23 protein-coding genes and 1 pseudogene are annotated in these 25,886 nt (G+C 69.8%); 14 read left to right on the top strand and 10 right to left on the bottom strand.

Going from position 1 to position 25,886, the window contains the following annotated elements:
• From rapZ to secG, 8 genes and pseudogenes are all read left to right on the top strand, one after another.
• Positions 1-911 (top strand): annotated as a pseudogene (gene rapZ / locus SCMU_RS09830) (RNase adapter RapZ).
• Between the two features lie 5 nt (positions 912-916).
• Entirely contained in the window at positions 917-1,954 is a 1,038-nt protein-coding gene (locus SCMU_RS09835) for a gluconeogenesis factor YvcK family protein (protein ID WP_229232780.1), read from the top strand.
• 43 nt (positions 1,955-1,997) lie between these two features.
• Positions 1,998-2,978 carry a DNA-binding protein WhiA gene (gene whiA, locus SCMU_RS09840; protein ID WP_229232781.1) on the top strand — a complete coding sequence of 327 codons (981 nt, stop codon included), beginning with the start codon at positions 1,998-2,000 and terminating at the stop codon, positions 2,976-2,978.
• 63 nt (positions 2,979-3,041) lie between these two features.
• Complete coding sequence (locus SCMU_RS09845; protein WP_274602948.1) at positions 3,042-3,677, top strand: superoxide dismutase; 636 nt, start codon at positions 3,042-3,044, stop codon at positions 3,675-3,677.
• Between the two features lie 254 nt (positions 3,678-3,931).
• A complete protein-coding gene (gap, locus tag SCMU_RS09850; protein ID WP_229232783.1) occupies positions 3,932-4,939 on the top strand; it encodes a type I glyceraldehyde-3-phosphate dehydrogenase in 1,008 nt (335 codons plus the stop codon).
• A gap of 41 nt (positions 4,940-4,980) precedes the next feature.
• The gene (locus SCMU_RS09855) at positions 4,981-6,225 is read left to right on the top strand and encodes a phosphoglycerate kinase (RefSeq protein ID WP_229232784.1); all 1,245 of its coding nucleotides are present in this window, start codon (positions 4,981-4,983) and stop codon (positions 6,223-6,225) included.
• A gap of 33 nt (positions 6,226-6,258) precedes the next feature.
• Positions 6,259-7,071, top strand: coding sequence for a triose-phosphate isomerase (gene tpiA, locus SCMU_RS09860; RefSeq protein ID WP_274602949.1), 813 nt, complete (start codon positions 6,259-6,261; stop codon positions 7,069-7,071).
• A 60-nt stretch (positions 7,072-7,131) separates the two neighbouring features.
• Positions 7,132-7,389 carry a preprotein translocase subunit SecG gene (secG, locus tag SCMU_RS09865; RefSeq protein ID WP_229232785.1) on the top strand — a complete coding sequence of 86 codons (258 nt, stop codon included), beginning with the start codon at positions 7,132-7,134 and terminating at the stop codon, positions 7,387-7,389.
• A 93-nt stretch (positions 7,390-7,482) separates the two neighbouring features.
• Here secG and pgl read toward each other — a convergent pair whose 3' ends face one another.
• The 6 genes from pgl to tkt form a co-directional block, all read right to left on the bottom strand.
• A complete protein-coding gene (gene pgl / locus SCMU_RS09870; RefSeq protein ID WP_274602950.1) occupies positions 7,483-8,301 on the bottom strand; it encodes a 6-phosphogluconolactonase in 819 nt (272 codons plus the stop codon).
• Complete coding sequence (locus tag SCMU_RS09875; protein ID WP_229232786.1) at positions 8,291-9,232, bottom strand: glucose-6-phosphate dehydrogenase assembly protein OpcA; 942 nt, start codon at positions 9,230-9,232, stop codon at positions 8,291-8,293. Before SCMU_RS09875 ends, pgl begins: the two co-directional genes overlap by 11 nt.
• Positions 9,229-10,797 carry a glucose-6-phosphate dehydrogenase gene (gene zwf / locus SCMU_RS09880; protein ID WP_229232787.1) on the bottom strand — a complete coding sequence of 523 codons (1,569 nt, stop codon included), beginning with the start codon at positions 10,795-10,797 and terminating at the stop codon, positions 9,229-9,231. The genes SCMU_RS09875 and zwf overlap by 4 nt, the downstream gene beginning before the upstream one ends.
• A 77-nt stretch (positions 10,798-10,874) precedes the next feature.
• Complete coding sequence (locus tag SCMU_RS09885; protein WP_229232788.1) at positions 10,875-12,512, bottom strand: phosphoglucose isomerase-related protein; 1,638 nt, start codon at positions 12,510-12,512, stop codon at positions 10,875-10,877.
• Positions 12,509-13,630 carry a transaldolase gene (gene tal / locus SCMU_RS09890; protein WP_229232789.1) on the bottom strand — a complete coding sequence of 374 codons (1,122 nt, stop codon included), beginning with the start codon at positions 13,628-13,630 and terminating at the stop codon, positions 12,509-12,511. The genes SCMU_RS09885 and tal overlap by 4 nt, the downstream gene beginning before the upstream one ends.
• A 21-nt stretch (positions 13,631-13,651) precedes the next feature.
• Positions 13,652-15,754, bottom strand: coding sequence for a transketolase (gene tkt / locus SCMU_RS09895; protein ID WP_371829643.1), 2,103 nt, complete (start codon positions 15,752-15,754; stop codon positions 13,652-13,654).
• A gap of 425 nt (positions 15,755-16,179) precedes the next feature.
• Here tkt and SCMU_RS09900 point away from each other — a divergent pair, with 425 nt between their 5' ends.
• Complete coding sequence (locus tag SCMU_RS09900) at positions 16,180-17,127, top strand: heme o synthase (RefSeq protein WP_229232791.1); 948 nt, start codon at positions 16,180-16,182, stop codon at positions 17,125-17,127.
• A 174-nt stretch (positions 17,128-17,301) separates the two neighbouring features.
• Here the strand turns inward: SCMU_RS09900 and SCMU_RS09905 are convergent, their stop codons facing one another.
• Genes SCMU_RS09905 through SCMU_RS09915 form a run of 3 tightly spaced genes read right to left on the bottom strand, consistent with a single transcriptional unit; the run spans position 17,302 to position 19,983 of the window.
• Complete coding sequence (locus tag SCMU_RS09905) at positions 17,302-18,240, bottom strand: COX15/CtaA family protein (RefSeq protein WP_229232792.1); 939 nt, start codon at positions 18,238-18,240, stop codon at positions 17,302-17,304.
• 4 nt (positions 18,241-18,244) lie between these two features.
• Entirely contained in the window at positions 18,245-18,982 is a 738-nt protein-coding gene (locus SCMU_RS09910; RefSeq protein ID WP_229232793.1) for an ABC transporter permease, read from the bottom strand.
• A complete protein-coding gene (locus tag SCMU_RS09915) occupies positions 18,979-19,983 on the bottom strand; it encodes an ABC transporter ATP-binding protein (RefSeq protein ID WP_229232794.1) in 1,005 nt (334 codons plus the stop codon). The genes SCMU_RS09910 and SCMU_RS09915 overlap by 4 nt, the downstream gene beginning before the upstream one ends.
• Positions 19,984-20,162: 179 nt before the next feature.
• Here SCMU_RS09915 and SCMU_RS09920 point away from each other — a divergent pair, with 179 nt between their 5' ends.
• From SCMU_RS09920 to SCMU_RS09940, 5 genes are read left to right on the top strand one after another with little or no spacing between them, the layout of a single operon-like run.
• Positions 20,163-20,900: a helix-turn-helix transcriptional regulator gene (locus SCMU_RS09920; protein WP_443020298.1), complete on the top strand. Its 738-nt coding sequence runs from the start codon at positions 20,163-20,165 to the stop codon at positions 20,898-20,900.
• The gene (sufB, locus tag SCMU_RS09925) at positions 20,900-22,387 is read left to right on the top strand and encodes a Fe-S cluster assembly protein SufB (protein WP_229232796.1); all 1,488 of its coding nucleotides are present in this window, start codon (positions 20,900-20,902) and stop codon (positions 22,385-22,387) included. The genes SCMU_RS09920 and sufB overlap by 1 nt, the downstream gene beginning before the upstream one ends.
• Complete coding sequence (gene sufD / locus SCMU_RS09930) at positions 22,387-23,676, top strand: Fe-S cluster assembly protein SufD (protein ID WP_229232797.1); 1,290 nt, start codon at positions 22,387-22,389, stop codon at positions 23,674-23,676. Before sufB ends, sufD begins: the two co-directional genes overlap by 1 nt.
• A gap of 59 nt (positions 23,677-23,735) precedes the next feature.
• Complete coding sequence (gene sufC / locus SCMU_RS09935) at positions 23,736-24,500, top strand: Fe-S cluster assembly ATPase SufC (RefSeq protein WP_229232798.1); 765 nt, start codon at positions 23,736-23,738, stop codon at positions 24,498-24,500.
• A gap of 42 nt (positions 24,501-24,542) precedes the next feature.
• Positions 24,543-24,872 carry a metal-sulfur cluster assembly factor gene (locus SCMU_RS09940; protein WP_189692089.1) on the top strand — a complete coding sequence of 110 codons (330 nt, stop codon included), beginning with the start codon at positions 24,543-24,545 and terminating at the stop codon, positions 24,870-24,872.
• Positions 24,873-24,960: 88 nt separating this feature from the next.
• On the opposite strand, the gene ypfJ is transcribed toward SCMU_RS09940, so the two are convergent.
• Positions 24,961-25,872, bottom strand: coding sequence for a KPN_02809 family neutral zinc metallopeptidase (gene ypfJ / locus SCMU_RS09945; protein WP_229232799.1), 912 nt, complete (start codon positions 25,870-25,872; stop codon positions 24,961-24,963).
• Positions 25,873-25,886: the final 14 nt, after the last annotated feature.

A 25,886-nucleotide genomic window follows, 5' to 3' on the forward strand; every position in this document is an offset into this window, starting at 1 on the left:
ATGAGTGACACGGCGCAGCACGAGAGCGAACTGACCCCCGTCAAGCCTGCTGCGTCGGAGCTTCTCATCGTCACCGGCATGTCCGGGGCTGGTCGGAGCACGGCCGCAAACGCGCTCGAGGACCACGGCTGGTATGTGGTGGAGAACCTGCCCCCGCAGCTCCTCAGCACGCTCTCGGAACTCGTGCGGCATGCCGCCGAGCGCATCCCGAAGCTCGCGGTGGTCATGGACGTGCGCAGCAAGGCGCTCTTCGCGGACATCCGCGAGGCGCTCGCACAGCTTTCCGCAGCGGCACCGAGTACCGGGTGCTGTTCCTCGATGCGAGCGACGACGTCCTCATCCGCCGCTTCGAGCAGGGACGCCGGCCGCACCCGCTCCAGGAGGGCGGCCGCATCTCCGACGGAATCGCCGCGGAGCGGTCCATCCTGGCCGAGCTGCGGGAGCACGCGACCCTCGTGCTCGACACGTCCGACTTCAACGTCCACGGCCTCGCGACCGCCATCACTGAGCTCTTCTCCGAGAAGGGTCCGGTGACGCTGCGCCTGAACGTGATGAGCTTCGGGTTCAAGTACGGCCTCCCCGCCGATGCGAACTACGTCGCGGACGTGCGCTTCCTCCCGAACCCCCACTGGGTGCCGCAGCTGCGCCCCCACACGGGACTGGACCCCGACGTCCGCGACTACGTTCTCGTGGCCAACGGGGCGCAGGAGTTCGTCGAGCGGTACGTGCACGCCCTCGAGCCGGTGCTCGCCGGGTACCGCAAGGAGAACAAGCACTACGCGACCATCGCTGTGGGGTGTACCGGCGGGAAGCACCGCTCGGTGGCCATCGCCGAGGAGCTCTCGAAGCGGCTCGCCCAGCTGCCACGGGTGACGGTGACGACATCGCACCGCGATCTGGGCCGCGAGTGAGCAGCATGTTCACCGGACAGCTGCCCCTCATCCGCCCGGGCGCCGGGGCCGACGGCGGCACGCCCAAGGGTCCCTCCGTCGTCGCGCTGGGCGGGGGCCACGGGCTCGCCGCTTCACTCTCGGCGCTCCGCCTGCTCACGAGCGACCTCACCGCCGTTGTCACGGTGGCGGACGACGGCGGGTCCTCCGGCCGCCTGCGCAAGGACTTCGGCGTCCTCCCGCCGGGAGATCTGCGGATGGCCCTTGCCGCGCTGTGCGACGACACTGACTGGGGGCGCACGTGGCGCGACGTCATGCAGCACCGCTTCACCTCGCCGACGGGGATGAGCGGCCTTGAGAACCACGCGATGGGCAACCTCCTCATCGTGACCCTCTGGGAGCTGCTCGGCGATGTCGTGGACGGCCTGCGTTGGGCGGGCGCGCTCCTCGGAGCCCGGGGCCAGGTGCTGCCGATGTCCCGCGTTCCCCTCACGATCGAGGGTGACGTCGTGGTCGCGGCCGCGGGAGCGCACGGCGGCCCGGCCCGCACCGAGACGATCCGCGGCCAGGCCGCGTGCGCCATCTCCGGGCGGCTCGAGGACGTGCGACTCATCCCCGACGACGCGCCCGCGTGCCCCGAGACGCTCAGCGCGATCGAGCTCGCCGACTGGATCGTCCTCGGCCCGGGCTCCTGGTACACCTCGGTCCTGCCGCACCTGCTCCTGCCCCAGATGCGCCAGGCCCTCACCGACACCCCAGCGCGCCGCTGCCTGACCATGAACCTCGCGCTCGACACGAAGGAGACGTCCGGGATGTCGGGAGCTGACCACCTGCGCGCGATCCGGCGCGTGGCACCGGAGTTCACGGTGGACGCGGTCATCGCTGACGACTCCTCGGTCGTGGACCGCGAGGAGTTCGCGAGCGTGGCCGCCGAGCTCGGGGCCGAGGTGCTCTTCGATAGAGTGAGGTCCTCAGGCCAGCGATCCGTGCACGACGCGCTCCGGCTGGCCGGGGCATACCACGAGGTCTTCACCGGGGGCGGAGCCCTCGGCGGCGGCCGATGACCGGCGGTCCGGAACGGGCGCAGCTGAAGCAGGAAGGACAGCGATGGCACTGACCCAGAGCGTCAAGGAGGAGCTGTCGCGGCTGACGGTGAAGAGGGCCTCCGAGCGCAAGGCCGAGGTCTCAGCGGTGCTCCGCTTCGCGGGGGGCCTGCACATCATCTCGGGCCGGATCGTCATCGAGGCCGAGGTTGACCTAGCGGCAACGGCGCGGCGGCTCCGAGCCTCGATCGCCGAGGTGTACGGGCACCAGAGCGAGATCATCGTGGTCTCCGGGGGCGGTCTCCGCCGGGGGAGCCGCTACGTGGTGCGCGTGGTGCGCGACGGCGAGGCGCTCGCCCGCCAGACGGGCCTCCTCGACAACCGCGGACGCCCGGTCCGAGGGCTCCCCTCGACCGTGGTCAATGGTTCCGCCGCAGACGCCGAGGCTGTATGGCGCGGGGCCTTCCTCGCCCACGGCTCGCTCACCGAGCCGGGGCGGTCCAGCTCGCTCGAGGTCACGTGCCCCGGGCCCGAGGCCGCCCTCGCCCTTGTCGGCGCGGCGCGCCGTCTGGGCATCGCTGCGAAGGCGCGCGAAGTGCGGGGGGTGGACCGCGTCGTCGTGCGCGACGGCGACGCGATCGCGGCGCTGCTGACCCGCATGGGCGCGCACGACGCGCTCATGGCGTGGGAGGAGCGCCGCATGCGCAAGGAGGTCCGGGCGACCGCCAACCGGCTCGCGAACTTCGACGACGCGAACCTGCGCCGCTCGGCCCAGGCTGCTGTGGCCGCGGGCGCCCGCGTGGAGCGCGCACTCGAGATCCTCGGCGAGGATGTCCCCGAGCACCTGCGGTACGCGGGCGAGCTCAGGGTCGCCCACAAGCAGGCCAGCCTGGACGAGCTCGGGCGTCTCGCGGACCCGCCCATGACGAAGGACGCCATCGCCGGACGGATCCGTCGGCTGCTCGCCATGGCGGACAAGAAGGCGGCGGACGCGGGCATCCCCGGCACGGAGGCCAGCGTCACGCCCGAGATGCTTGACGGCTGATCTGCTTAGGATGGAGACGTCACCAGCCCGTACGCCATGGAATGTGGCGCGGGAAGTCAACCGATGGAGGATGTTGTGACCTACGTACTGCCTGATCTCCCGTACGACTACGCGGCGCTCGAGCCGCACATCTCCGCGCGGATCATGGAGCTCCACCACGACAAGCACCACGCGGCGTACGTGACCGGCGCCAACACTGCCCTCGAGAAGATGGCCGAGGCCCGGGCGAACGGCGACGGCGCGGCCGCGGCGAAGCTGTCGAAGGACTTCCAGTTCAACCTCGGCGGCCACGTCAACCACTCGATCTTCTGGAACAACCTCTCCCCGGAGGGCGGCGACAAGCCCGAGGGCGAGCTCGCAGCGGCCATCGACGAGTTCTTCGGCTCCTTCGACGCGTTCCGCGGCCAGTTCACGGCCGTCGCGACGACGATCCAGGGATCCGGCTGGGCGATCCTCGCCTACGAGCCGCTCGGCGGCAGCCTCGTCATCGAGCAGATGTACGACCAGCAGAACGGCGTCCCGGTCGCCACGACCCCGATCCTGCAGCTCGACATGTGGGAGCACGCCTTCTACCTCGACTACCAGAACGTCAAGGCGGACTACGTCAAGGCGTTCTGGAACATCGTCAACTGGGCGGATGTCGCGAAGCGCTTCGAGGCCGCCCGTGCGGGCGCGAAGGGACTCATCCTCCCCGCCTGAGGTCGTCGGGTTCCCCGAGATCTTCGTCACATTCTGTGACATTCCGTGCGAAAGGGTCCGTCTGTTCCGAGACGGGCCCTTTCGCCGTAGGATGGGGGGCGGAAAGGCTCGTGCGGCCTTCCAGCCATGGACAATGGAGACTCGGGCTGACGGCCTTTCCCTGTGCAAATCTCTGCCCAACGACGTGCGGGACCGTCTAACAGTTCGAGCAGTCTTCGCAGATGCTCGACTGAGCATCAAGGAGATCGACCAGAGTGACCACTCGAATTGGCATCAACGGCTTCGGCCGGATCGGCCGCAACTTCTTCCGCGCAGCCCTCGCCCAGGGCGCCGACCTCGAGATTGTGGCGGTCAACGACCTCACGAGCTCCGAGACGCTGGCGCACCTCCTCAAGTACGACTCGATCACCGGCCGCCTGAGCGAGACCGTCGAGGTCAAGGACGGCTTCATCGTCGTCGGCGGCAAGGAGATCAAGGTCCTCGCCGAGCGCGACCCGGCAAACCTCCCGTGGGCCGATCTGGGCGTGGACATCGTCATCGAGTCCACCGGCTTCTTCACGAAGGCCGAGGGCGCCAAGAAGCACCTCGCCGCGGGCGCCAAGAAGGTCATCATCTCGGCCCCGGCCACGGACGAGGACATCACCATCGTCATGGGCGTCAACGACGGCCTCTACGACCCGGCGAACCACCATGTCATCTCCAACGCCTCGTGCACCACGAACTGCCTGGGCCCGCTCGCCAAGGCGATCAACGACGCGTTCGGCATCGAGCGAGGGCTCATGACGACGGTGCACGCCTACACGGCAGACCAGAACCTCCAGGACGGCCCGCACCGCGACCTCCGCCGCGCCCGCGCCGCCGCGATCAACATGGTGCCCACCTCGACGGGTGCCGCCAAGGCCATCGGCCTCGTCCTGCCGGAGCTCAAGGGCAAGCTCGATGGCTACGCGATCCGCGTGCCGATCCCCACGGGCTCGGCAACCGACCTGACGGTGACCGTCTCCCGCGAGGTCACGAGGGACGAGGTCAACGCCGCGGTCAAGGCCGCGTCGGAATCCGGCCCGCTCGTCGGCTACCTGACCTACACCGAGGACCCGATCGTGTCCTCGGACATCGTCACCGACCCCGCGTCGTCGATCTTCGACTCCGGGCTCACCAAGGTGATCGGCAATCAGGTCAAGGTCGTCTCCTGGTACGACAACGAGTGGGGCTACTCGAACCGGCTCGTGGACCTCACCGAGCTCGTCGCCTCGAAGCTCTGAGACCGGCCGTAACGTAGGCAGAAACCGGATAGCCTGACTTCATGACTGCACGCACTCTCGACGACCTGCTCGCCGATGGTGTCCGTGGGCGGCACGTTCTGGTCCGAAGCGACCTGAACGTGCCGCTCGACGGTTCCACCGTCACCGATGATGGCCGCGTCCGCGCCTCCCTCCCCGTGATCAAGAAGCTCGCCGAGGCCGGCGCGCGCGTCCTGGTCATGGCCCACCTCGGCCGCCCGAAGGGCGCCCCCGACCCCAAGTACTCGATCAAGCCCGCCGCGGACCGCCTCGCCGAGCTCGCGAAGGATGCCGGAATCACCGTCCAGCGTGCCGAGGACACGGTGGGGGAGAGCGCCAAGGCGCACTCCGCCGGCCTCGCCGACGGCGAGGTCCTCGTGCTCGAGAACGTCCGCTTCGATTCGCGCGAGACGAGCAAGGACGACGCCGAGCGGGCGGCCTTCGCCCGTGAGCTCGCCGCACTGACCGGCGAGAACGGCGCCTACGTGGACGACGCCTTCGGCGCGGTCCACCGCAAGCACGCGTCGGTGTACGACATTGCCCAGGTCCTGCCCGCCTACCTCGGCGAGCTCGTCCGGACCGAGGTCGAGGTCCTCAAGCGCCTCACCGAGGGCGCTGAGCGGCCGTACGTCGTCGTCCTCGGCGGCTCGAAGGTCTCGGACAAGCTCGCCGTCATCGACAACCTCATCGGCAAGGCGGACAAGCTCCTCGTGGGCGGCGGCATGCTGTTCACGTTCCTGGCCGCCCAGGGCCACGCCGTCGGTGCGAGCCTGCTCGAGCAGGACCAGATCGACACGGTCAAGGACTACCTCGGCCGCGGGGCAGCGGCCGGGACGCAGTTCGTGCTGCCGACCGACGTCGTCGTCGCCTCGAAGTTCGCCGCCGACGCCGACCACGAGGTCGCCGCCGCCGACGCGATCGAGGCAACCTCGTTCGGCCCGGCCGGTATCGGCCTCGACATCGGGCCCGACACCGCCGCGGCCTTCGCGAAGGAGATCGCGGGCGGCAGGACGGTGTTCTGGAACGGCCCCATGGGCGTCTTCGAGTTCCCGGCGTTCGCCGCGGGGACGAAGGCCGTCGCCCAGGGCCTCGCCGACGCGACCGCGGCAGGCGCCCTCACCGTCGTCGGCGGCGGAGACTCCGCGGCAGCAGTCCGCACGCTCGGCTTCGAGGACGGCCAGTTCGGCCACATCTCGACCGGCGGCGGCGCGAGCCTCGAATACCTCGAGGGCAAGGAACTCCCGGGCCTCACCGCCCTGGGTGCCTGAGCCCCCACTGCACAACCCCTCCAAGGAGCCACTGTGACCACTCCCACGAACGGCACGTTCGACCGCACGCCCCTCATCGCGGGCAACTGGAAGATGAACATGGACCATGTCCAGGCGATCACGCTCACCCAGAAGCTCGCCTGGACCCTCGACGACGCCAAGCACGACTTCGGCCGGGTCGAGGTCGCCGTGTTCCCGCCGTTCACGGACCTTCGGGGCGTGCAGACCCTCGTGGCCGGGGACGACCTCAAGGTCGGGTACGGCGCGCAGGATCTCTCGCAGTTCGACTCCGGCGCCTACACGGGCGACATCAGCGGCGCGTTCCTGGCCAAGCTGGGCTGCCGCTACGTGCTCGTGGGGCACTCCGAGCGCCGGACGGTCCACGGGGAGTCCGACGATGTCCTCAATGCGAAGGTCAAGGCCGCGTTCAGGCACGGCCTCACGCCGGTCCTCTGCGTGGGAGAGGGCCTCGAGGTCCGGCAGGCGGGAACACACGTCGAGCACACACTGACCCAGCTGCGGGCGGACGTTGAGGGCCTCACCGCCGAGCAGGCGGCCGAGCTCGTCGTCGCCTACGAGCCGGTGTGGGCGATCGGCACTGGTGAGGTCGCGGGCCCCGAGGACGCCCAGGAGATGTGCGCCGCCGTCCGTGCGGAGCTCGCCTCGATCTTCGGGGACCAGTCGGCGGCCGCGACCCGGCTGCTGTACGGGGGCTCGGTCAAGGCCGCGAACGCGGCGGCAATCCTCGCGGAGAAGGACGTGGACGGTGTCCTGGTGGGCGGCGCGAGCCTCGATGCGGCTGAATTTGCTAGCATTGTCAGGTTCGAGAGCCACGCCACGGCCTAGCGCCGCCGCGGGCACCGCAAGCACGCCGCACCATTGACGGAAGGCCACGAGGCAAAACCTGTGCAAGTACTCCAGATCATCCTGCAGATCGTGCTCGGCATCACGAGCCTCCTGCTGACCATGCTCATCCTCATGCACAAGGGGCGTGGCGGCGGGCTGTCGGACATGTTCGGCGGCGGCATGTCATCTGGCCTCGCGTCCTCCGGTGTGGCCGAGCGGAACCTCAACCGATTCACGATCGTGCTCGGCATCACGTGGGGTGTCGTCATCATTGCGCTCGGCCTGATCATGCGGTTCTCGAGCGTGGCAGACTCCTGATTCTCCTGTAGCACAAGAAGGCCGGGAACAGCATGTGCTGTTCCCGGCCTTCTTGTTGTCATCGAGCCTCTCGTGCGGCCCGCGCCCCGGCGGTCAGGCCGAGGCAGGCTCCTTGCGGACCAGCTCCTGCGGGACCCGCGCCGCCGCGGCCGCGTCGATGAGCCACAGGGTGCGGGAGCGGCCCCGTGCACCGGCTGCCGGAACATGCACAGGTCCCGCGCCCGCCAGCGCGAGCCCCACCGCTCCGGCTTTGTCCTCGCCGGCCACGAGCATCCAGACCTCATCAGCGGACTTGATGGCAGGTAGGGTCAGGGAGATGCGGGAGGGCGGCGGCTTGGGCGCATGCTCGACCCCGACCACGGTCCGCTCGGTCTCCCGGATGCCGGGCATCTCAGGGAAGAGCGATGCCACATGCGCGTCCGGTCCGACGCCCAGCAGCAGCACATCGAACCGCGGCAGTCTCCCGGGGGCGTCGGGGCGTGAGCCTGAGACGTCGGCCTCATGCTCCGACGCCGCGGCTTCGGCGAGCCTGCGCGCGTAGTCCGCCGCGGCGTCGTCCGGCGTCGCGAAATCGTCAGCGGCACCCGGGCGATGGACGCGAGCCGGATCCAGGGCGAGGCGATCGAGCAGTGCCTCGCCGGCCTGCTTGGTATTCCTCTCGGGCGAGTCGGCCTCGACGAAGCGCTCGTCACCCCACCAGATGTTCACCTTCGACCAGTTCACCGCGAGCCGCGCCGGCGACTCCGCCACGGCTTTGAGCGTGCCGATGCCCATCGAGCCGCCGGTGAGGACGACGGTCGCCTCGCCGTATCTGTCCTGGGTGTCCACGAGCTTGGTGATGAGCCGAGCCGCGATCGCGGCCATCAGGACTGAGGAATCGGGGTGGATGCTCACACGGGGATCAGCGCTCACTGGGCTGCACGCTCCTCAGATTCGTGCGCGGCAGCCCCGTGGAGAGGACTTCGCCGTAGACCTCATCCGGGTCGAGCCTGCGCAGCTCTTCGGTCAGGCAGTCCTGCAGGCTGCGCCGCGGGAGCGCGATCCGCTGGGACGGCTGATCGGGCTGCGTCAGCTCCGCGACGGTCAGCCCCGGCCGGTACAGCTGGACGTCGCCGCCGTTCCTCGTGAGTCGAACCCGCCGTATGCCGGTGCCCGCTGGATCCGCCACGATGGTCACCGGGGCATCGAGGTCCTGCCCCAGCCACGCGGCGAGCAGGACCGTGCTGGGGGAGTCGGAGGCGCCCTCGACGGTCACTGCCGTGACGGGACTCGGGTCCACTTGGTCGAGTGCGGCCGCGAGTTGGATGCGCCAGTTGGTCAGGCGGGTCCAGGCGAGGTCGGTGTCGCCGGGGCGGTAGGTCTCGCGCAGGTGGAACAGGGCCGCGACGGGGTCGGGTTCGTTGCCGGAGTCGGTGATGCGGCGGTGGGCGATGCAGCCGATGGAGGTCGCGGCGGCGTTCTCGGGTGCGCCGTGGGGCCACCAGGCCACGATCGGGGCATCGGGGAGCAGGAGGGCGGCCACGAGGGACTCGCTCTCCTGGGCCAGGCGGCCGTAGCCGCGCAGGACGATGACCTCCGAGGCCCCGGCGTCCCCGCCGACGCGGATCTGCCCGTCGATCCGGTCCGTCGAGTCCCGGCCGGAGTCCACCAGGACGATGATCCGGCAGGGGTGCTCGCGGCTGGCCTCGTTCGCGGCCTCGATGGCCTCTTCTTCGAACCCGTGCCGGGTGATGACCACCAGGGTCAGCACCCGGCCCAGGGCCACGACCCCGCCGCGCTGGCGCAGGGCCGTGATCTCCTTGGAGATCTTCGAGGTCGTGGTGTTGGGCAGGTCGATGATCATGGTCGCCTCCAGGAGCGTCCGTCGCGGGCAAGGAGCTCATCGGCCGAGGACGGCCCCCAGGACCCCGGGGCGTACGGCTCGGGCTGGGTCCCGGTGCTGGCCCAGTAGTCCTCGAACGGGTCCAGGATCTTCCAGGACAGCTCGACCTCCTCGTGCCGGGGGAACAGCGGCGGCTCGCCCAGGAGGACGTCCAGGATGAGCCGCTCGTACGCCTCCGGGGAGGACTCGGTGAAGGAGTGCCCGTAGCCGAAGTCCATCGACACGTCCCTGACCTCCATCTGGGTCCCCGGGACCTTGGAGCCGAACCGGATCGTGGCGCCCTCGTCCGGCTGGACCCGGATCACCACCGCGTTCTGGCCGAACTCGTCCTCGCCCTGGTCCTGGAACAGCAGGTTCGGGGCCCGCTTGAACACCACCGCGATCTCGGTCACCCGGCGCCCCAGCCGCTTCCCGGCCCGCAGGTAGAACGGCACCCCGGCCCAGCGGCGGGTGTTGATGTCCAGCCGGAGCGCCGCGTACGTCTCGGTGGTGGAGTCCGCCGGGATGCCCTCCTCCTGGAGGTAGCCCTGCACCAGCTCCCCGCCCTGCCACCCGCCGGTGAACTGCCCCCGGGCCGAATGCGTGGACAGGTCCGCCGGCAGCTTCACCGCGGCCAGGACCTTCTCCTTCTCCGCCCGCAGGTCATCGGCATTGAAGGAGATCGGCTCCTCCATCGCCGTCAGCGCCAGCAGCTGCAGCAGGTGGTTCTGGATCACGTCCCGCGCCGCCCCCACACCGTCGTAGTAGCCCGCCCGGCCCCCCGTGCCGATGTCCTCGGCCATCGTGATCTGCACATGGTCCACATAGTTCGCGTTCCACAGCGGCTCGAACAAAGTGTTCGCGAACCGCAGCGCCAGGATGTTCTGCACCGTCTCCTTGCCCAGATAGTGGTCGATCCGGAACACCGCATCCGCCGGGAACACCGACTCCACAATGTCGTTCAGCGCCCGCGCCGAGGCCAGATCATGCCCGAACGGCTTCTCGATCACCACCCGGCGCCACTTCCCCGGCTCCGGCTGGGCCAGCCCATGGGCCGAGAGCTGCCGGCACACCTGCTCGAACGCCTTGGGCGGGATCGAGAGGTAGAACGCATGGTTCCCCCGCGTCCCCCGCTTCTCATCCAACTCCTCCAGCGTGGCCTTGAGCGCCTCGAACGCCGCATCATCATCGAACGTGCCCTGCACGAACCGCACACCCTCATTCAGCTGCGCCCACACCGCCTCATCGAAAGGCGTCCGCGCATACTGCTTGACCGAGGCCTTGACCTCCTCGGCGAAGTCCTCCTTCTCCCACTCGCGGCGGGCGAAGCCCACCAGCGCGAAGCTCGGCGGCAGCAGGCCCCGGTTCGCAAGGTCATACACAGCCGGCATGAGCTTCTTCCGGGCCAAGTCCCCGGTCACCCCGAAGAGCACAAGCGAGGAGGGCCCCGCGATGCGATTGAGGCGCCGGTCGCGCGGGTCGCGCAGCGGATTGCGCCGCGCTCCGCGCGAGGACGTTCCGTTCGCGGTGATGTCGTTCTCTGGCATGGTGCCTTTCTGGTCCATCGGTGCGTGCAGACGCAGGCCCTCCGGCCCGGCGGAGTGCCGGGCCGGAGGCCGCGGCCTCAGCGGGCCGGTGCTTCCTCGGCCGGGAGTGCGGACACGAGGGCGGACAACTGCGCGACCCCCGCAGCGCGGTCGGTGAGGTTCAGGCGGAGTACAGGGCGCCCGTGCTCGGCGAGGACCTGCGCGTCCCCCGTGGCCTGGGCGGCAATGAGCTGGCCGAACGTGAACGGCCGCTCGGGGATCGTCACGTCCTGGTCCGTGCCAGCAGTGATCTGCAGGAACACGCCGACGGCGGGACCGCCCTTGTGGTACTGGCCGGTCGAGTGCAGGAACCGCGGGCCCCAGCCGAACGTCGTCGGCCGGCCCGTCGCGGCGGCCAGCTGGTCACGCACGTCGGCGAGCTGCGGGTACGCGAGGCGGTCCAGATAGGCCTGCACGCTCAGGTATCCGTCTGGGCCGAGCTGGCCCAGGAGCGCCTTGACGGCGTCCTCGACCGTAGAGGCCCCGGAGAGCCATTCGCCGGTGTCTCCCGTGCGGACCTCGATCGCACCGTCCGTGAACCGTGCGGGGGTCGGCTCCGGCTGGGCGTCCAGGAGGCCTCGGGCGGCAGCCTTGGCGGCCTCGACATCGGGCTGGTCGAACGGGTTGATGCCGAGGAGCCGGCCCGCGACGGCAGTCGCGAACTCCCACGTGAGCATCTGGGTCGCGAGGGTACCGCCGACGGCGGCCTCGTTGGCTCCCAGAGCCGGCTCGCCGTCGGTGGAGACGAGCCGCACGACCAGGACGTCCGCCGCGCCCCCGGAGACCTCGGGAGCGTCCTTGTCCGCGACGACGGGCAGCACGCCCTTGCCGATCTTGCCGGTCGACTCGGCGATGAGCTGCTCGGCCCAGTCCGCGAACCCAGCGATGCCCGAGCCGTCCTCGACGATCACGATCTTGTCCCTCAGCGGCGACGTGCCGCCGAGGGCGGCTCCGAGCTGCAGCCCGATGTTCTCCGCCGAGTCGTCTCGGAGGATCTCCGCAGCCTCCTCGGCCTCGTCGAGGAGGGCCTGGATGTCGACCCCGGCGAGGCCGGACGGGACGAGGCCGAAGGCCGTGAGCGCCGAGTAGCGGCCACCGACCGTGGGGTCCGCGTTGAATACCGCGCGGTAGCCGGCCTCGCGGCTCGCGCCGTCCAGCGGCGAGCCCGGGTCGGTCACGACGACGACGCGGCGCTTCGCGTCGATCCCCGCAGCCGTGAATGCCGCCTCGAAGGCGCGCCGCTGGGAGTCCGTCTCGACCGTGGAGCCGGACTTCGAGGACACGACGATCGCGGTGTTCTCAAGGCGCTCGGCAAGCGCAGCCTCGACCTGCTCTGGGTCGGTCGAGTCGAGGACCACCAGGGGGACCCCCGCCGTCGTGGTGATCACCTCGGGCGCGAGCGACGAACCGCCCATGCCGCAGAGGACGATGCGGTCCACGCCCTCGGCACGGAACTCGTCGCGGAGCGCCACGATGTCGGCCACGAGCGGCTGTGAGACGGAGGCCGCCTCGACCCAGCCGAGGCGCTTGGAGGACTCATCCTCCGCGTCCTTGCCCCACAGCGTGTGGTCCTTGGCGAAGATGCGGCTCGCCACGGCGTCGGCCACCAGCTGGTCCACGTGTGCCTCGACGGCTTCGCGGGCCGCGCCGGTGGCGGCGAACGTCAGGGCGCTCACGCGCGCGCTCCGTGGGCGGTTTCGGCGAGGGTTGCCTCGACGTCCTTGAGGAGGTCGTTCCAGGAGGCGACGAACTTGTCCAGGCCTTCGGATTCGAGGACGGCGACGACGTCGTTGTAGTCGATGCCGTGCTGGGCGAGGGCGTCGAGGTGGGAGTTGGAGGCGGTGTAGGTGCCGGTGACGGTGTCGCCGGTGACCTCGGCGTGGTCGAACGTGGCCTCGAGGGTCTTCTCGGGCATCGTGTTCACCACGCCCGGGGCGACGAGCCCGGTGACGTAGAGGGTGTCCGGCAGGGAGGGGTCCTTCACGCCGGTGGAGGCCCACAGCGGGCGCTGCGGGAGGGCGCCGGCGTCGGCGAGGAGCTTGAACCGTTCGGTGGTGAACTCCTCCTGGTAGATCTGGTAGGCGAGGCGGGCGTTGGCCAGGCCGGCCTTGCCCTTGAGGGCCCTGGCCTCCTCGGTGCCGATGGCCTCGAGGCGCTTGTCGACCTCGGTGTCCACGCGGGAGACGAAGAACGAGGCGACCGAGTGGATCTGGGACAGGTCGTGGCCTGCGGCCTTGGCCTTCTCCAGGCCGGTCATGAACGCGTTGATGACCGCGCGGTACCGCTCGAGGGAGAAGATCAGGGTCACGTTGACGCTGATCCCGGCCCCGAGCGTCTCCGCGATCGCCTCGAGGCCCTCGAGGGTGGCGGGGATCTTGATGTGCACGTTGGGCTCGGCGACCTTGGCGTGCAGGTGCCTGGCCTCGGCGATCGTGCCGGCGGTGTCCCAGGCCAGGCGCGGGTCGACCTCGATCGAGACGCGGCCGTCGACCCCGTGCGTGGCCGCCGCGACCGGGGCGAAGAGCCGGCACGCGTCGGCGACGTCGGAGGTGGTCAGCTCGAACACGGCCTGCTGCGCGTCCGCGCCGGAGGCGACCAGCTCACGGAGCTTGGCGTCGTAGCCGTGGCCCTTGGTGATCGCGGCCTGGAAGATCGTGGGGTTCGTGGTCACGCCGACCACGTTCTTCTCCTCGATGAGCGCAGCGAGCGAGCCGTCGGCGAGGCGGGCGCGGGAGAGGTCGTCGAGCCAGATGGACACGCCCGCGTCGGAGAGTGCCTGGGTGGGGGTAGTCATGATCGATGCTCCTGGTGAGAGTCAGGCCGCGGCGGCGGCGATGGAGTCCTTGGCGGCGGCGGTGACCGCCTCGGCCGTGATGCCGAACTCGGTGAAGAGGGTCTTGTAGTCCGCGGAGGCCCCGTAGTGCTCGAGGCTGACGGTGCGGCCGGCGTCGCCGACGAACCGGTGCCAGGTCAGCGCCAGACCGGCCTCGACCGAGACGCGGGCCCTCACGGCCGCGGGCAGGACGGACTCGCGGTAGCCGGCGTCCTGGGCGTCGAACCACTCCACGCAGGGCATGGAGACCACGCGCGCGGCGATGCCCTCGGCCGCGAGGGCCTCCCGGGCGGCCACGGCGAGCTGGACCTCCGAGCCGGTGCCGATGAGGATCACGTCCGGGGCCACGTCGTTCCCCTCGCGCTGGGCCTCGGCCAGGACATAGCCGCCCCGGGCGACCCCGGAGGCGTCGGCGAAGGCACCCTCGCCGCGCTCCCAGACAGGCAGGTTCTGGCGGGTCAGGACGATCCCGGCCGGGTTCTCCGTGTTCTCCAGGATCGCCTTCCACGCCTGGGCGGTCTCGTTCGCGTCACAGGGGCGCACCACGTCCAGGTGGGGGATCGCGCGCAGGGAGGCGAGCTGCTCGACCGGCTGGTGGGTCGGGCCGTCCTCGCCCAGGCCGATCGAGTCGTGCGTCCACACGTACGTGGACGGGATGCCCATCAGCGCCGAGAGGCGGATGGCGGGGCGCTGGTAGTCACTGAAGATCAGGAACGTGCCGGAGAACGCCCGGGTCTTCCCGCCCAGGGTGATGCCGTTCACGATCGCGGCCGCGGCGTGCTCGCGGATGCCGAAGTGCAGCACCCGTCCGTACGGATTTCCCTTCCACGCCGCGGTCGAGCGGGAGGCCGGGATGAACGAGGGCGAGCCCTCGATGGTGGTGTTGTTCGACTCGGCCAGGTCCGCGGACCCGCCCCACAGCTCCGGCAGGACCGGGCCGATCGCGTTCAGGACCTTGCCCGAGGCGGCCCGGGTCGAGACGTCCTTCCCGGCGGGGAACTCCGGCAGGGACTCCTCCCAGCCCGCCGGCAGGCGGCGGGCCTCGATGCGCTCGTGCAGGGCCGCGGCCTCCGGGTTGGCCGCCTTCCACGCGTCGAAGGACTCCTGCCAGGCGGCCTTGGCCTCCTCGCCGCGCCCGATGGCCCCGCGGGTGTGCGCCAGGACCTCCGGGTCCACGACGAAGGACTTCTCCGGGTCGAAGCCCAGGACCTCCTTCAGGGCCGCGACCTCCTCCGCGCCCAGGGCCGAGCCGTGGATCTTGCCCGTGTTCTGCTTGGTCGGGGACGGCCAGCCGATGACCGTGCGCAGCGAGATGATCGAGGGCCGGCTAGTCTCGGCCTTCGCCGCCACCAGTGCGTCCCAGAGCTCGGGCACGTCCTCGGCGTACTCACCGGTCTTGGTCCAGTCCACCCGCTGGGTGTGCCAGCCGTACGCCTCGTAGCGCTTGAGGACGTCCTCGGTGAAGGCCACGTCCGTGTCGTCCTCGATCGAGATGTGGTTCTCGTCGTAGATCACCACGAGGTTGCCCAGCTCCTGGTGCCCGGCCAGCGAGGACGCCTCCGAGGTCACGCCCTCCTGCAGGTCCCCGTCCGAGGCGATCACCCACACCGTGTGGTCGAACGGGGACGTGCCCGGCTCGGCCTGCGGGTCGTACAGGCCCCGCTCGCGCCGCTGGGAGTACGCGAATCCGACCGAGGAGGCCAGGCCCTGCCCCAGCGGGCCCGTGGTGATCTCCACGCCCTTGGTGTGCCTGTACTCCGGATGCCCCGGAGTCAGCGAGCCCCACGTCCGCAGCGCCTCAAGATCCGAAAGCTCCAGCCCGTACCCGGCCAGGAACAGCTGGATGTACAGCGTCAGGGACGAATGCCCCGGGGAGAGGATGAACCGGTCCCGCCCGATCCACGCCGGATCCGCCGGATCATGGCGCATCAGCTTCTGGAACAGCAGGTACGCCGCCGGCGCCAGGCTCATCGCCGTACCGGGGTGGCCATTGCCCACCTTCTGCACTGCATCGGCCGCGAGCACCCGGACCGTGTCCACAGCCTTGCGGTCCACATCAGTCCAGGTCAGTTCTTGCACATCCACAGCAGGCACGTACACCGGCCCCTCTCCATTGCTGACGGTCAGCAGCGTCCTACGGGGCACGGGAATGGTGGGCCCTGCATCGCATCCTGCCAGCCGTTCACCATCGAAACGATTTGTCTGGGTTTCTCTACCCGCTCTCGCGCACTGCAAGCACAACGACGCAGGCTGGCACCCAGCTCACATACTAGCCACGGCGCCGCGGCGGGGTGGAGGGCTTTGCCAAAAATTCCGCAGTGTGAATGCCCAGTCTTAATATCGAGTGCTTGTGCGGGCATCCGCATACCGTCAATGCGCCACGCGAAGAGCCGTGGTGCCACGGGACACTCCCCGTCCGGCATCCGGTACCCGATGCGCGGCGCGGGTATCATGGAGGCGGCTCCCGTGCACCCGGAGCCGGACACACCGAGTAGAAGAGTCGCGCATCCGTGAGCACAGCAGACGCACCCGCCGCAGTCCCGTCCAGGCCAGCCAAGCTCGGCCTGCGCCGCAAGATCAAGGCGTACGTCGCCCTCACGAAGCCGCGCATCATCGAGCTCCTCCTCGTGAGCACGCTGCCGACCATGATCTACGCAGAGCGCGGCTTCCCGTCCATCGGGCTCATGATCGCCACGCTTGTGGGCGGGGCGTTCGCGGCCGGGAGCGCCGGCGCTTTCAACTGCTACATCGATCGGGACATCGACAGGCTCATGCGGCGCACGGAGAACCGTCCGCTCGTGACCGGCGAGGTGACTCCGCGTGAGGCACTCGTGTTCTCGTGGGTCCTCGGCATCGCCTCGCTGGCGATCCTCTGGTTCGGCGCGAACCCGCTCTCGGCCGTCCTCGGTGCCGCGGCGATCTTCTTCTACGTCGTGATCTACACGCTGATCCTCAAGCGCCGCACGGCCCAGAACATCGTGTGGGGCGGCGCCGCCGGCTGCTTCCCAGTGCTCATCGCGTGGTCCGCCGTCACGAACACTATCGAATGGCCGGCGGTCATCCTGTTCCTCGTCATCTTCCTGTGGACGCCGCCGCACTACTGGCCGCTGTCCATGCGCTACGGCGAGGACTACCGCAACGCCCACGTGCCGATGCTCGGCGCCATGGCCGGCGCGAAGATCGTGGCCGTCCAGGTGGTCCTCTACGCCTGGGCGATGGTCATCGCCTCCCTCCTGATGGTTCCCCTCGGCCACGCGGGGTGGGTCTACACCGTCGCTGCTGTGGGAGTCGGCGGCTGGTTCCTCTACGAGTCCCACGCACTGTACGGCCGCGCGCAGCGCGAGGAGATCGAGGACAAGAAGGCGATGAAGGTCTTCCACGGTTCGATCAGCTACCTCACGGTCCTCTTCCTGGCCCTCGCTGTCGATCCGTTCGTGGGGTCGCCGCTCTTCGGCTGAGAACGCACGGCATCGGCCGAGAAGGCAGAACACAGAGGGAGGGCCCTGCGGCATCACGCCGCAGGGCCCTCCCTCTGTCTGTCCCGTTCTGTGTGTCCGTTGTTCTCTGCTGTGCCTCACCGGTTCCCGCCTGCGCGGGCCCGTCGCCTGCGCGGGGCCGGTCGCCTGCGGCGACTACGCCGTGGGGCTGTACCGCGCGACGTCGGCCGCGTTCACCGCAGCAGCCACGAGCAGCGCCGAGACGAGCATGTGAGCGGCGACCAGCAGCGCCGGGATGCCCGTGTAGTACTGCGTGATGCCGATCGCGGCCTGCAGAACGGTCAGGACCAGGAGGAGGACCACGCCGCTGCGGAAGGTCCCCGGGATGCGGCGGGTGAGGGTCACGACGACGGCGAAGAGTGCGCCGAAGGCGACCAGATATGCCGGGACGGCGTGGATGTGCGAGAAGAGGTCCCAGTCGAGGCCGTTGCGGGGCGCGTTGGCGTCGCCCGCATGTGGCCCCGCTCCGGTCACGACGACGCCGAGCACCACTGCGGCGATGGCCGCCGCTGTGGTGACGAGCATCGTGGGCGCCATCGAGCTCGGCAGCGCGGGGTAGGTCCGGTCCATGAATCGGCCGGCACGACCGTAAGCGCGGTTGACCAGGAGCATCGAGAGGACCACGAGGGCCATCGAGACGAGGAAGTGCAGTCCCACGACCCACGGATTCAGCTGGGTGAGCACCGTGATCCCGCCGATGACTGCCTGCGCCGGCACGCTCGCGAGGAGGCCGACCGCGAGCCAGAACAGGTCCTTGCGCTCCTTGCGGAGGTTCCAGAGCATGACGAGCATGATCAGGGCCACGGCGGTGAGCGCGAACGTGAGGAGCCGGTTGCCGAACTCGATGATCCCGTGGACGCCCATCTCGGGCGTGGTGGTGAGGGAGCCGGCCGTGCAGCGCGGCCATGTGGGGCAGCCGAGCCCCGAGGAGGTCAGGCGCACCGCGCCGCCCGTGAGGATGAGCACGATCTGGCCGATGAGCGAGGCGATCGCCATGGCACGGATGCGCCCGTCTACCACCTTGGGCAGCCGAGTGGTGAGGCGGGAGAAGCGCGTGAGCGAAGTGTCTGTCATGGGATCAGCTCCATCGGAACCAGCGAATAGCGGCGACGCCGGCGAGCACGGTCCACAGGACGAGCACGACGGCGGCAGGGACGTTGAGGGTGCCTTCGAGGAAGGCCGAGCGCACCGCATCGCCGAGCGCCCCCGAGGGGAGGAACCCGACCACGGGGGCCAGCGCGGGAATGCGCTGGGTGGGCATCACGATGCCACCGAGCACCCCGAGGAGGATCCAGGCGAGGTTCGTGACCGCGAGCGTCGCCTCGGGGCGTGCGGTGCCGGCGATGAGCAGCCCCAGGGCCGTGAACGCGGCGGCGCCGAGCGCGAGGAGCGGCACGCCGAGGAGGATTCCGGCGAGGCCGGGCCGCCAGCCGAGCGTCAGGGCGACGCCGCCGATCACGACGATCTGGACGGCGAGCACCACGAGGACCGCGACCACCTTCCCCGCGATGAGGCCGCCGCGTCCGAGCGGGGTGGTCGAGAGGAAGCGCAGCACGCCGTAGCGGCGGTCGAAGCCGGTGGCGATGCCCTGGCCGGTGAACCCGACGCTCATGGTGCACAGCGCGAGCACACCCGGGGCCGCGACGTCGATCCGGCTCGGTCCCAGGCCGTCCAGCACGGGGGTCAGCGTGAGCCCGACGAGGGCGAACAGGGGAAGGACGATCATCAGCGTGAGCTGCTCGCCGTTGCGGAGCATCGTGAGGGTCTCGTACTTGCCCTGCTGCCAGACCCGCCGGGGGAGTGTCGCCGCGCTCATGCCGCCCTCCCGGGCCGGGCGGTCCTGGCGTCCGTGGCCTCGGCAGATTCCGCGGCGATGGCCAGGAACACGTCCTGGAGGTTCGCGCGTCCGAGTTCGAGGGTGTCCGGCATGATGCCGCGCGTGGCGAGCCATGAGGTGACGGAGACAAGGTCTGCTGGCGTCAGCTCGCCGTCGACCGTGTAGAGTCCGGCGCTCGTCTCGGTGACGGCGAGCGCGCCGCCGGCGGCCCGGGCACCGAATGCCTCGGCCAGTTGGAGCCCCGGGGTGCACCGTAGCGTCAGCCGGGTCTGGACGTCCTGCCGCTCGGCGAGGATCTCCGCAACAGTGCCGCTCGTGACGACGCGGCCCTGATCGAGGATGTGGACGACGTCGGCGAGCCGCTCGGCGTCGTCGAGGAGGTGCGTTGTGAGGATGACGCCGAGCCCGTCCTTGCGGAGGCCGTCGATGAGGTCGACGACGAGCTGCCGAGACTGGGGGTCGAGGCCGGCGCTGGGCTCGTCGAGGAAGACGACCTCGGGCCGGCCCACCAGGGCCGCCGCGAGCGCCACGCGCTGCTTCTGGCCGCCCGAGAGCCTCCGGATCGTCGTCGAGGCGAAATCATGGATGCCGAGGCGGTCTGCGAGGTCGTCCACCGGCTGCGGGTCCGTGTACATTCCTGCCACGTGCCTCAAGAGCGCGAGCGGGCGGGCCGAGGGGGGCAGGCCGCCCTCCTGGAGCATGATGCCCACGCGGGAGCGCAGTTCGGCGTCGGCCGTCTCGGGGTCGCGTCCGAGGAGGCGCACGACGCCGTCCGTGCGCCTCTGCAGGCCCTGCGCGCACTCGAGAGTGGTGGTCTTGCCGGCGCCGTTGACGCCGAGGATGACCGTGATCTCGCCCAGATTGGCGGTGAGGTCGACACCGGCGAGGACCCGCTTCATGCGGCCGTCAAGCGAGGGGACTGGCCCCACATCCTTCACAAGGCCCTCGATCTCGAGGCAGGGGGCACCGGTCTGTAGCACCCGTCCATTCTACGCAGGGTAGTAGTGTGCGTTTCCGAGCGTGGGGGCGGCCGCGGGAGGGGCGGAGGGCCCTTCCCCGCTTCGCGGAGAGCGTGATAAGCATCTCCTTACTGGAGACGGGCCCATTATTAGGCCATGATTGTCTTGTGTATTCCGTGAAGGCGACCCCGGTGAGGTCGATACAGGCTGAACCGCGGCCCGACGCCGAGGACCGCACGCGCGACCGCGTCCTCAGCGCGGTCCTTGAGCACGGTCCCGTGAGCGCGGCCGAGCTCGGCGACATGCTCAACGTCACCCCGGCCGCCGTGCGGCGCCACCTCGACGCCCTGACCGAGGCCGGCGTCGTGGAGGTCAAGCGGGTCGCGACGTCGGGCACGGGCGCCGGGCGCCCCGCCCGCCGCTACGTTCTCACCTCGCGCGGCCAGTCGACCATCGGGGACGACTACCTCGACATCGCCCGCAAGGCGCTCGAGCGGCTCTCCGAGCTGGGCGGCGCCGGCGCGGTCGAGGACTTCGCCCATGAGCGCTTCGCGGCCATGGAGCGGCGCTATCGTCCGCTCGTGGACGCTGCGGGCAGCGACGTCGCTGCACGTTCCCGGGCCCTTGCAGAGGCCCTCACCGCGGACGGCTTTGTCGCCTCCGCTGCGACGGTGCAGGGCAAGGCGCCGCTCCCCGCGCACCTCGCGAGCGTCCAGCTGTGCCAGGGGCATTGCCCCGTGCAGCAGCTCGCTGCCGAGTTCCCGGTGTTCTGCGACAGCGAGACGGCGGCATTCTCGCGCCTCCTGGGCGTGGACGTCCGCAGGCTCTCGACGCTCGCGCAGGGCGGCCACGTGTGCACAACCCACATTCCTACCGGGCGGGCCCAGCTCACGGGCCACGCCTCCGAGACCACAACCGAGCAGCAAGAGAGGCCGTGATGACGGATCAGATAGCTGAGAACCGCACCTCGACGGGCGGTGACCAGGCGGGTGCCGGGTCCACGGTGATCGCCGAGATCCTGGAGAAGAACCCGGAGCTCCATGGGATCGGCACCTACGAGTACGGATGGGCCGACAAGGACGATGCCGGCGCGCACGCGCGCCGCGGCCTCAGCGAGGACGTGGTCCGGGACATCTCGTCCAAGAAGGGCGAGCCCGAGTGGATGCTCGATCTCCGCCTCAAGGGCCTGAAGTACTTCGACCGCAAGCCCATGCCGCTGTGGGGTGCCGACCTCTCCGGCATCGACTTCGACAACATCAAGTACTTCGTCCGCTCCACCGAGAAGCAGGCGCAGTCGTGGGAGGACCTCCCCGAGGACATCCGCACCACCTACGAGCGCCTCGGCATTCCCGAGGCCGAGCGGTCCCGGCTCGTGGCCGGCGTCGCGGCCCAGTACGAGTCCGAGGTCGTGTACCACCAGATCCGCGAGGACCTTGAGGCCCAGGGCGTGATCTTCCTCGACACGGACACCGCGCTCAAGGAGCACCCGGAGTTCTTCACCGAGTACTTCGGCACCGTGATCCCGGCCGGCGACAACAAGTTCGCCTCGCTCAACACGGCCGTGTGGTCCGGCGGCTCGTTCGTGTACGTGCCCAAGGGCGTCCACGTCGAGATCCCGCTTCAGGCCTACTTCCGCATCAACACGGAGAACATGGGCCAGTTCGAGCGGACGCTGATCATCGCGGACGAGGACTCCTACGTCCACTACATCGAGGGCTGCACCGCCCCGATCTACACGTCCGACTCGCTGCACTCGGCCGTCGTCGAGATCATCGTGAAGAAGGGCGCCCGCGTCCGGTACACGACGATCCAGAACTGGTCGACCAACGTGTACAACCTCGTGACCAAGCGCGCCATCTGCCACGAGGGCGCCACCATGGAGTGGATCGACGGCAACATCGGCTCGAAGGTCACCATGAAGTACCCGGCCGTGTACCTGGTCGGGGAGCACGCCAAGGGCGAGACCCTCTCGATCGCGTTCGCCGGCGAGGGCCAGCACCAGGACACCGGGTCGAAGATGGTCCACATCGCGCCGAACACGAAGTCCTCCATCGTCTCCAAGTCGGTGGCCCGCGGCGGCGGCCGCTCGGCGTACCGCGGCCTCGTGCAGGTCCGCGAGGGCGCAAAGCACTCCGCCAACACGGTGCGCTGCGACGCGCTGCTCGTGGACACCATCTCGCGCTCCGACACGTACCCGTACATCGACATCCGTGAGGACGACGTGGTGCTCGGCCACGAGGCGACCGTCTCCCGCGTGTCCGAGGAGCAGCTCTTCTACCTCATGTCCCGTGGCATGCCCGAGGACGAGGCCATGGCGATGATCGTGCGCGGCTTCATCGAGCCGATCGCGCGCGAGCTCCCCATGGAGTACGCCCTCGAACTGAACCGCCTGATCGAACTGCAGATGGAAGGGTCCGTCGGCTGATGACCGAGATGACTGAACAGAAGACCGCGCAGAACACCGGCATCGGCGCCCCGGCGATCCCCGGCCTCACGGAGGAGGGGGAGAGCCTGACCCCCCTCGAGCCGGCCGAGCAGACACTCAGCCCGCTCGGGGGCGCGGCCGCCAAGTCCCACTCCCACGGCGGCGGCTACGGCATCCCCGACAGCTCCCGCGCGGGGCGCCTGACCTCGTACCGGCTCGAGGACTTCCCGGCCGTCAAGGGCACTGAAGAAGAGTGGCGCTTCACGCCGCTCAAGCGGCTCGGCGGCCTGCACACCGCAGCGCTCGACGGCGCCGCGCCGGCCGTCGCTGTCGAGGCGCCGGAGCAGGTGCGCGTCGAGACCGTGGGCCGCGACGACGCCCGCATCGGCACCGCCGGCATCCCGGAGGACCGCGTGTCCGCCAACGCGTGGGCTCACTTCGCCGAGGCCACCGTCGTGACAGTCCCGGCCGGGGCAGAGCTCGACGAGCGCGTCCTCGTCACCCTCACGGGCGCCGGCCTCGCCGCAGCAGCCCAGCACCTCGTGGTCGTGGCCGAGAAGGGGGCGCGCGCCGTCGTCGTGCTCAACCACGTCGGCCAGGCGGTCGTGTCCGAGAACGTCGAGATCGTGCTCGAGGACGGCGCCGACCTGACGGTCGTGACCCTCCAGGAGTGGAGCGACGACTCGGTGCATGCGTCGAGCCAGCAGGTCAAGATCGGCCGCGATGCCCACCTCAAGCACCTCGTGGTCAGCCTCGGCGGATCGCTCGTGCGCATGACGCCGACCGCGCGCTTCGGCGCGCCCGGCGGCGAGGCCGAGCTGTACGGCCTGTACTTCGCCGACGCCGGCCAGCACCTCGAGCACCGCACGTTCGTGGACCACGGCCAGCCCAACTGTGTCTCGAACGTCCTGTACAAGGGCGCGCTGCAGGGCAAGGACGCGCGCACGGTGTGGATCGGGGACGTGCTGATCCAGAAGCAGGCCGAGGGCACCGACAGCTACGAGAAGAACCAGAACCTGGTCCTCACCGACGGCTGCCGCGCGGACTCCGTGCCGAACCTTGAGATCGAGACGGGCCTCATCGAGGGCGCCGGCCACGCGAGCGCGACCGGCCGCTTCGACGACGAGCACCTGTTCTACCTCATGGCCCGTGGCATCCCCGAAGCTGTGGCGCGGCGCCTCGTGGTGCGCGGCTTCCTGAACGAGATCATCCAGAAGATCGGCGTTCCGGCCATCGAGGAACACCTGACGGAGGCCGTCGAGCGCGAGCTCGACGCCAGCGACAACTGAGAACCCTTCCACCATTTTCTGACTTCGCCCGGGGGACCCGGGCACTAGGAGAGCACCACATGTCGACTCTGGAGATCAAGGACCTGCACGTTTCGATCGAGACCGAGCAGGGCGTCAAGGAGATCCTCAAGGGCGTGACCCTCACCGTGAAGACCGGCGAGACGCACGCGATCATGGGCCCCAACGGGTCCGGCAAGTCCACGCTGGCCTCGACGATCGCGGGCCACCCGCGCTACACGGTCACCTCGGGCACCATCACGCTCGACGGCGAGGACGTCCTCGCGATGAGCGTGGACGAGCGCGCCCGCGCCGGCCTGTTCCTGGCCATGCAGTACCCCGTGGAGATCCCGGGCGTGACCATGACCAACTTCCTGCGCACCGCCAAGACGGCGATCGACGGCAAGGCCCCGGCCATCCGCACCTGGACCAAGGACGTCAAGGCCGCCATGGAGCAGCTGCGCATCGACGCCGACTTCGCCCAGCGCAACGTCAACGAGGGCTTCTCGGGCGGCGAGAAGAAGCGCGTCGAGATCCTCCAGCTCGAGCTCTTCAAGCCGAAGTTCGCCGTCCTCGACGAGACCGACTCGGGCCTCGACGTCGACGCGCTCAAGGTGGTCTCCGAGGGCGTCAACCGCGCCCAGGAGGAGGGCAACATGGGCACGCTCCTCATCACCCACTACACGCGGATCCTGCGCTACATCAAGCCGCAGTTCGTCCACGTCTTCGTGGACGGCAAGATCGCCGAGCAGGGCGGCCCCGAGCTCGCCGACCGGCTCGAGGACGAGGGCTACGACCGCTACGTGGCCGCCGCGGCGCAGGCCTGATCCACGGCCACGGCCAACCATTTCGCTAAAGGGAAGGCACTGATGACAGAGATCCAGCCCGCACCGACCGCGCTCGAGGATGTCGAGGAGCGTCTCAAGGACGTGATCGACCCCGAACTCGGCGTCAACGTCGTGGACCTGGGGCTCGTCTATGGGCTCGAGTACGGCGAGGACGGAGCGCTGCTGATCAGCATGACGCTCACGACCGCCGCATGCCCGCTCACGGACATCCTCGAAGAGCAGGTCGGCCAGGTCCTCGACGGCGTCGTGGACGAGTGGCGCCTCAACTGGGTGTGGATGCCGCCGTGGGGTCCCGAGCGGATCACCGAGGACGGCCGCGACCAGATGCGCGCGCTCGGCTTCAACATCTAGCTCCGGCTCCCTCCCGGCAAGCACGACGGCGGCCGGTCGCCTTCCGCGCGGAAGGCGACCGGCCGCCGTCGTGCTCCGGACTCAGGTCTCACACGCTCCCGGTGAGGGTGTTGCACTGGTTCAGGTCCCCGCCCTGGAAGCCCCGCATGAACCATGTCTGGCGCTGTTGGCTCGTGCCATGGGTGTAGCTCTCGGGGTTGGTGCGGCCGGTCGCGGCCTTCTGGATGCGGTCGTCACCGACGGATGCCGCAGCGGAGAGTGCGTCCTGGACATCCTTCTGGGTGATGGGCTGAAGGAACGGCTTGCCCGTGGCGGGATCGTTCGTGGTGCTCGCGGCGTGCGCCCACATTCCGGCGAGGCAGTCCGCCTGGAGCTCGACGCGGACGCTGCCCGACTGCGCGCCCTGCGGGTCCTTCTGCGCGTAGCCGAGTGTGCCGACGAGGTCCTGCACGTGGTGACCGAACTCGTGGGCCACGACGTACTCCTGGGCGAGGGGCCCGCCGGAGGACCCGAAGCGGGTCACGAGCTCGTCGAAGAAGCCCGGGTCGAAGTACGCGGTCGTGTCGGTCGGGCAGTAGAACGGGCCCACGTCTGTGGTCGCGGGGCCGCACCCCGTCGAGGTCTGGCCAGAGAAGATCACTGCCTGCGGCTTGGTGTACTTGCTGCCGTTCTTGCTGAAGTAGTCGGTCCAGAACGCATTGACACTGTTGACCGTGCCGACGATCCGGCAGTCGAGGCGCGCCGCGGCGTCCGCGCCGGTCTTGCACTCGCTCGTGCCGCCGGCCGCGCCCACAGGCTGCTGCTGGCCCGCATCCTGTCCGCCGCCCGTGAGGTCGCTGAGGATGCTGGGGTTCACGCCGAGGAGGGTGAGGACGAGGACCAGGATCGCTCCGCCTACGCCGCCGCCGATCATCGTGCCGCGCCCGAAGCGCCCGCCACCGCCGCCGCGCCGGTCCTCGACCTGGGACGGGTCGAGCTGGGCGCCGTCATTGAAACTCATGACCACAGGGTAAC

It is taken from the genome of Sinomonas cyclohexanicum (assembly GCF_020886775.1).
Classification (GTDB): Bacteria; Actinomycetota; Actinomycetes; order Actinomycetales; family Micrococcaceae; genus Sinomonas; species Sinomonas cyclohexanicum.

What these genes read in the sequence shown, in the direction of transcription:
- sufD (WP_229232797.1), top strand. Translation starts at nt 22,387, where the DNA reads ATGACCGAGATGACTGAACAGAAGACCGCGCAGAACACCGGCATCGGC.
- SCMU_RS09875 (WP_229232786.1), bottom strand. Translation starts at nt 9,232, where the DNA reads ATGATCATCGACCTGCCCAACACCACGACCTCGAAGATCTCCAAGGAG.
- sufC (WP_229232798.1), top strand. Translation starts at nt 23,736, where the DNA reads ATGTCGACTCTGGAGATCAAGGACCTGCACGTTTCGATCGAGACCGAG.
- whiA (WP_229232781.1), top strand. Translation starts at nt 1,998, where the DNA reads ATGGCACTGACCCAGAGCGTCAAGGAGGAGCTGTCGCGGCTGACGGTG.
- ypfJ (WP_229232799.1), bottom strand. Translation starts at nt 25,872, where the DNA reads ATGAGTTTCAATGACGGCGCCCAGCTCGACCCGTCCCAGGTCGAGGAC.
- zwf (WP_229232787.1), bottom strand. Translation starts at nt 10,797, where the DNA reads ATGCCAGAGAACGACATCACCGCGAACGGAACGTCCTCGCGCGGAGCG.
- tal (WP_229232789.1), bottom strand. Translation starts at nt 13,630, where the DNA reads ATGACTACCCCCACCCAGGCACTCTCCGACGCGGGCGTGTCCATCTGG.
- SCMU_RS09940 (WP_189692089.1), top strand. Translation starts at nt 24,543, where the DNA reads ATGACAGAGATCCAGCCCGCACCGACCGCGCTCGAGGATGTCGAGGAG.
- SCMU_RS09910 (WP_229232793.1), bottom strand. Translation starts at nt 18,982, where the DNA reads ATGAGCGCGGCGACACTCCCCCGGCGGGTCTGGCAGCAGGGCAAGTAC.
- SCMU_RS09905 (WP_229232792.1), bottom strand. Translation starts at nt 18,240, where the DNA reads ATGACAGACACTTCGCTCACGCGCTTCTCCCGCCTCACCACTCGGCTG.
- SCMU_RS09835 (WP_229232780.1), top strand. Translation starts at nt 917, where the DNA reads ATGTTCACCGGACAGCTGCCCCTCATCCGCCCGGGCGCCGGGGCCGAC.
- sufB (WP_229232796.1), top strand. Translation starts at nt 20,900, where the DNA reads ATGACGGATCAGATAGCTGAGAACCGCACCTCGACGGGCGGTGACCAG.
- SCMU_RS09855 (WP_229232784.1), top strand. Translation starts at nt 4,981, where the DNA reads ATGACTGCACGCACTCTCGACGACCTGCTCGCCGATGGTGTCCGTGGG.
- SCMU_RS09845 (WP_274602948.1), top strand. Translation starts at nt 3,042, where the DNA reads ATGGAGGATGTTGTGACCTACGTACTGCCTGATCTCCCGTACGACTAC.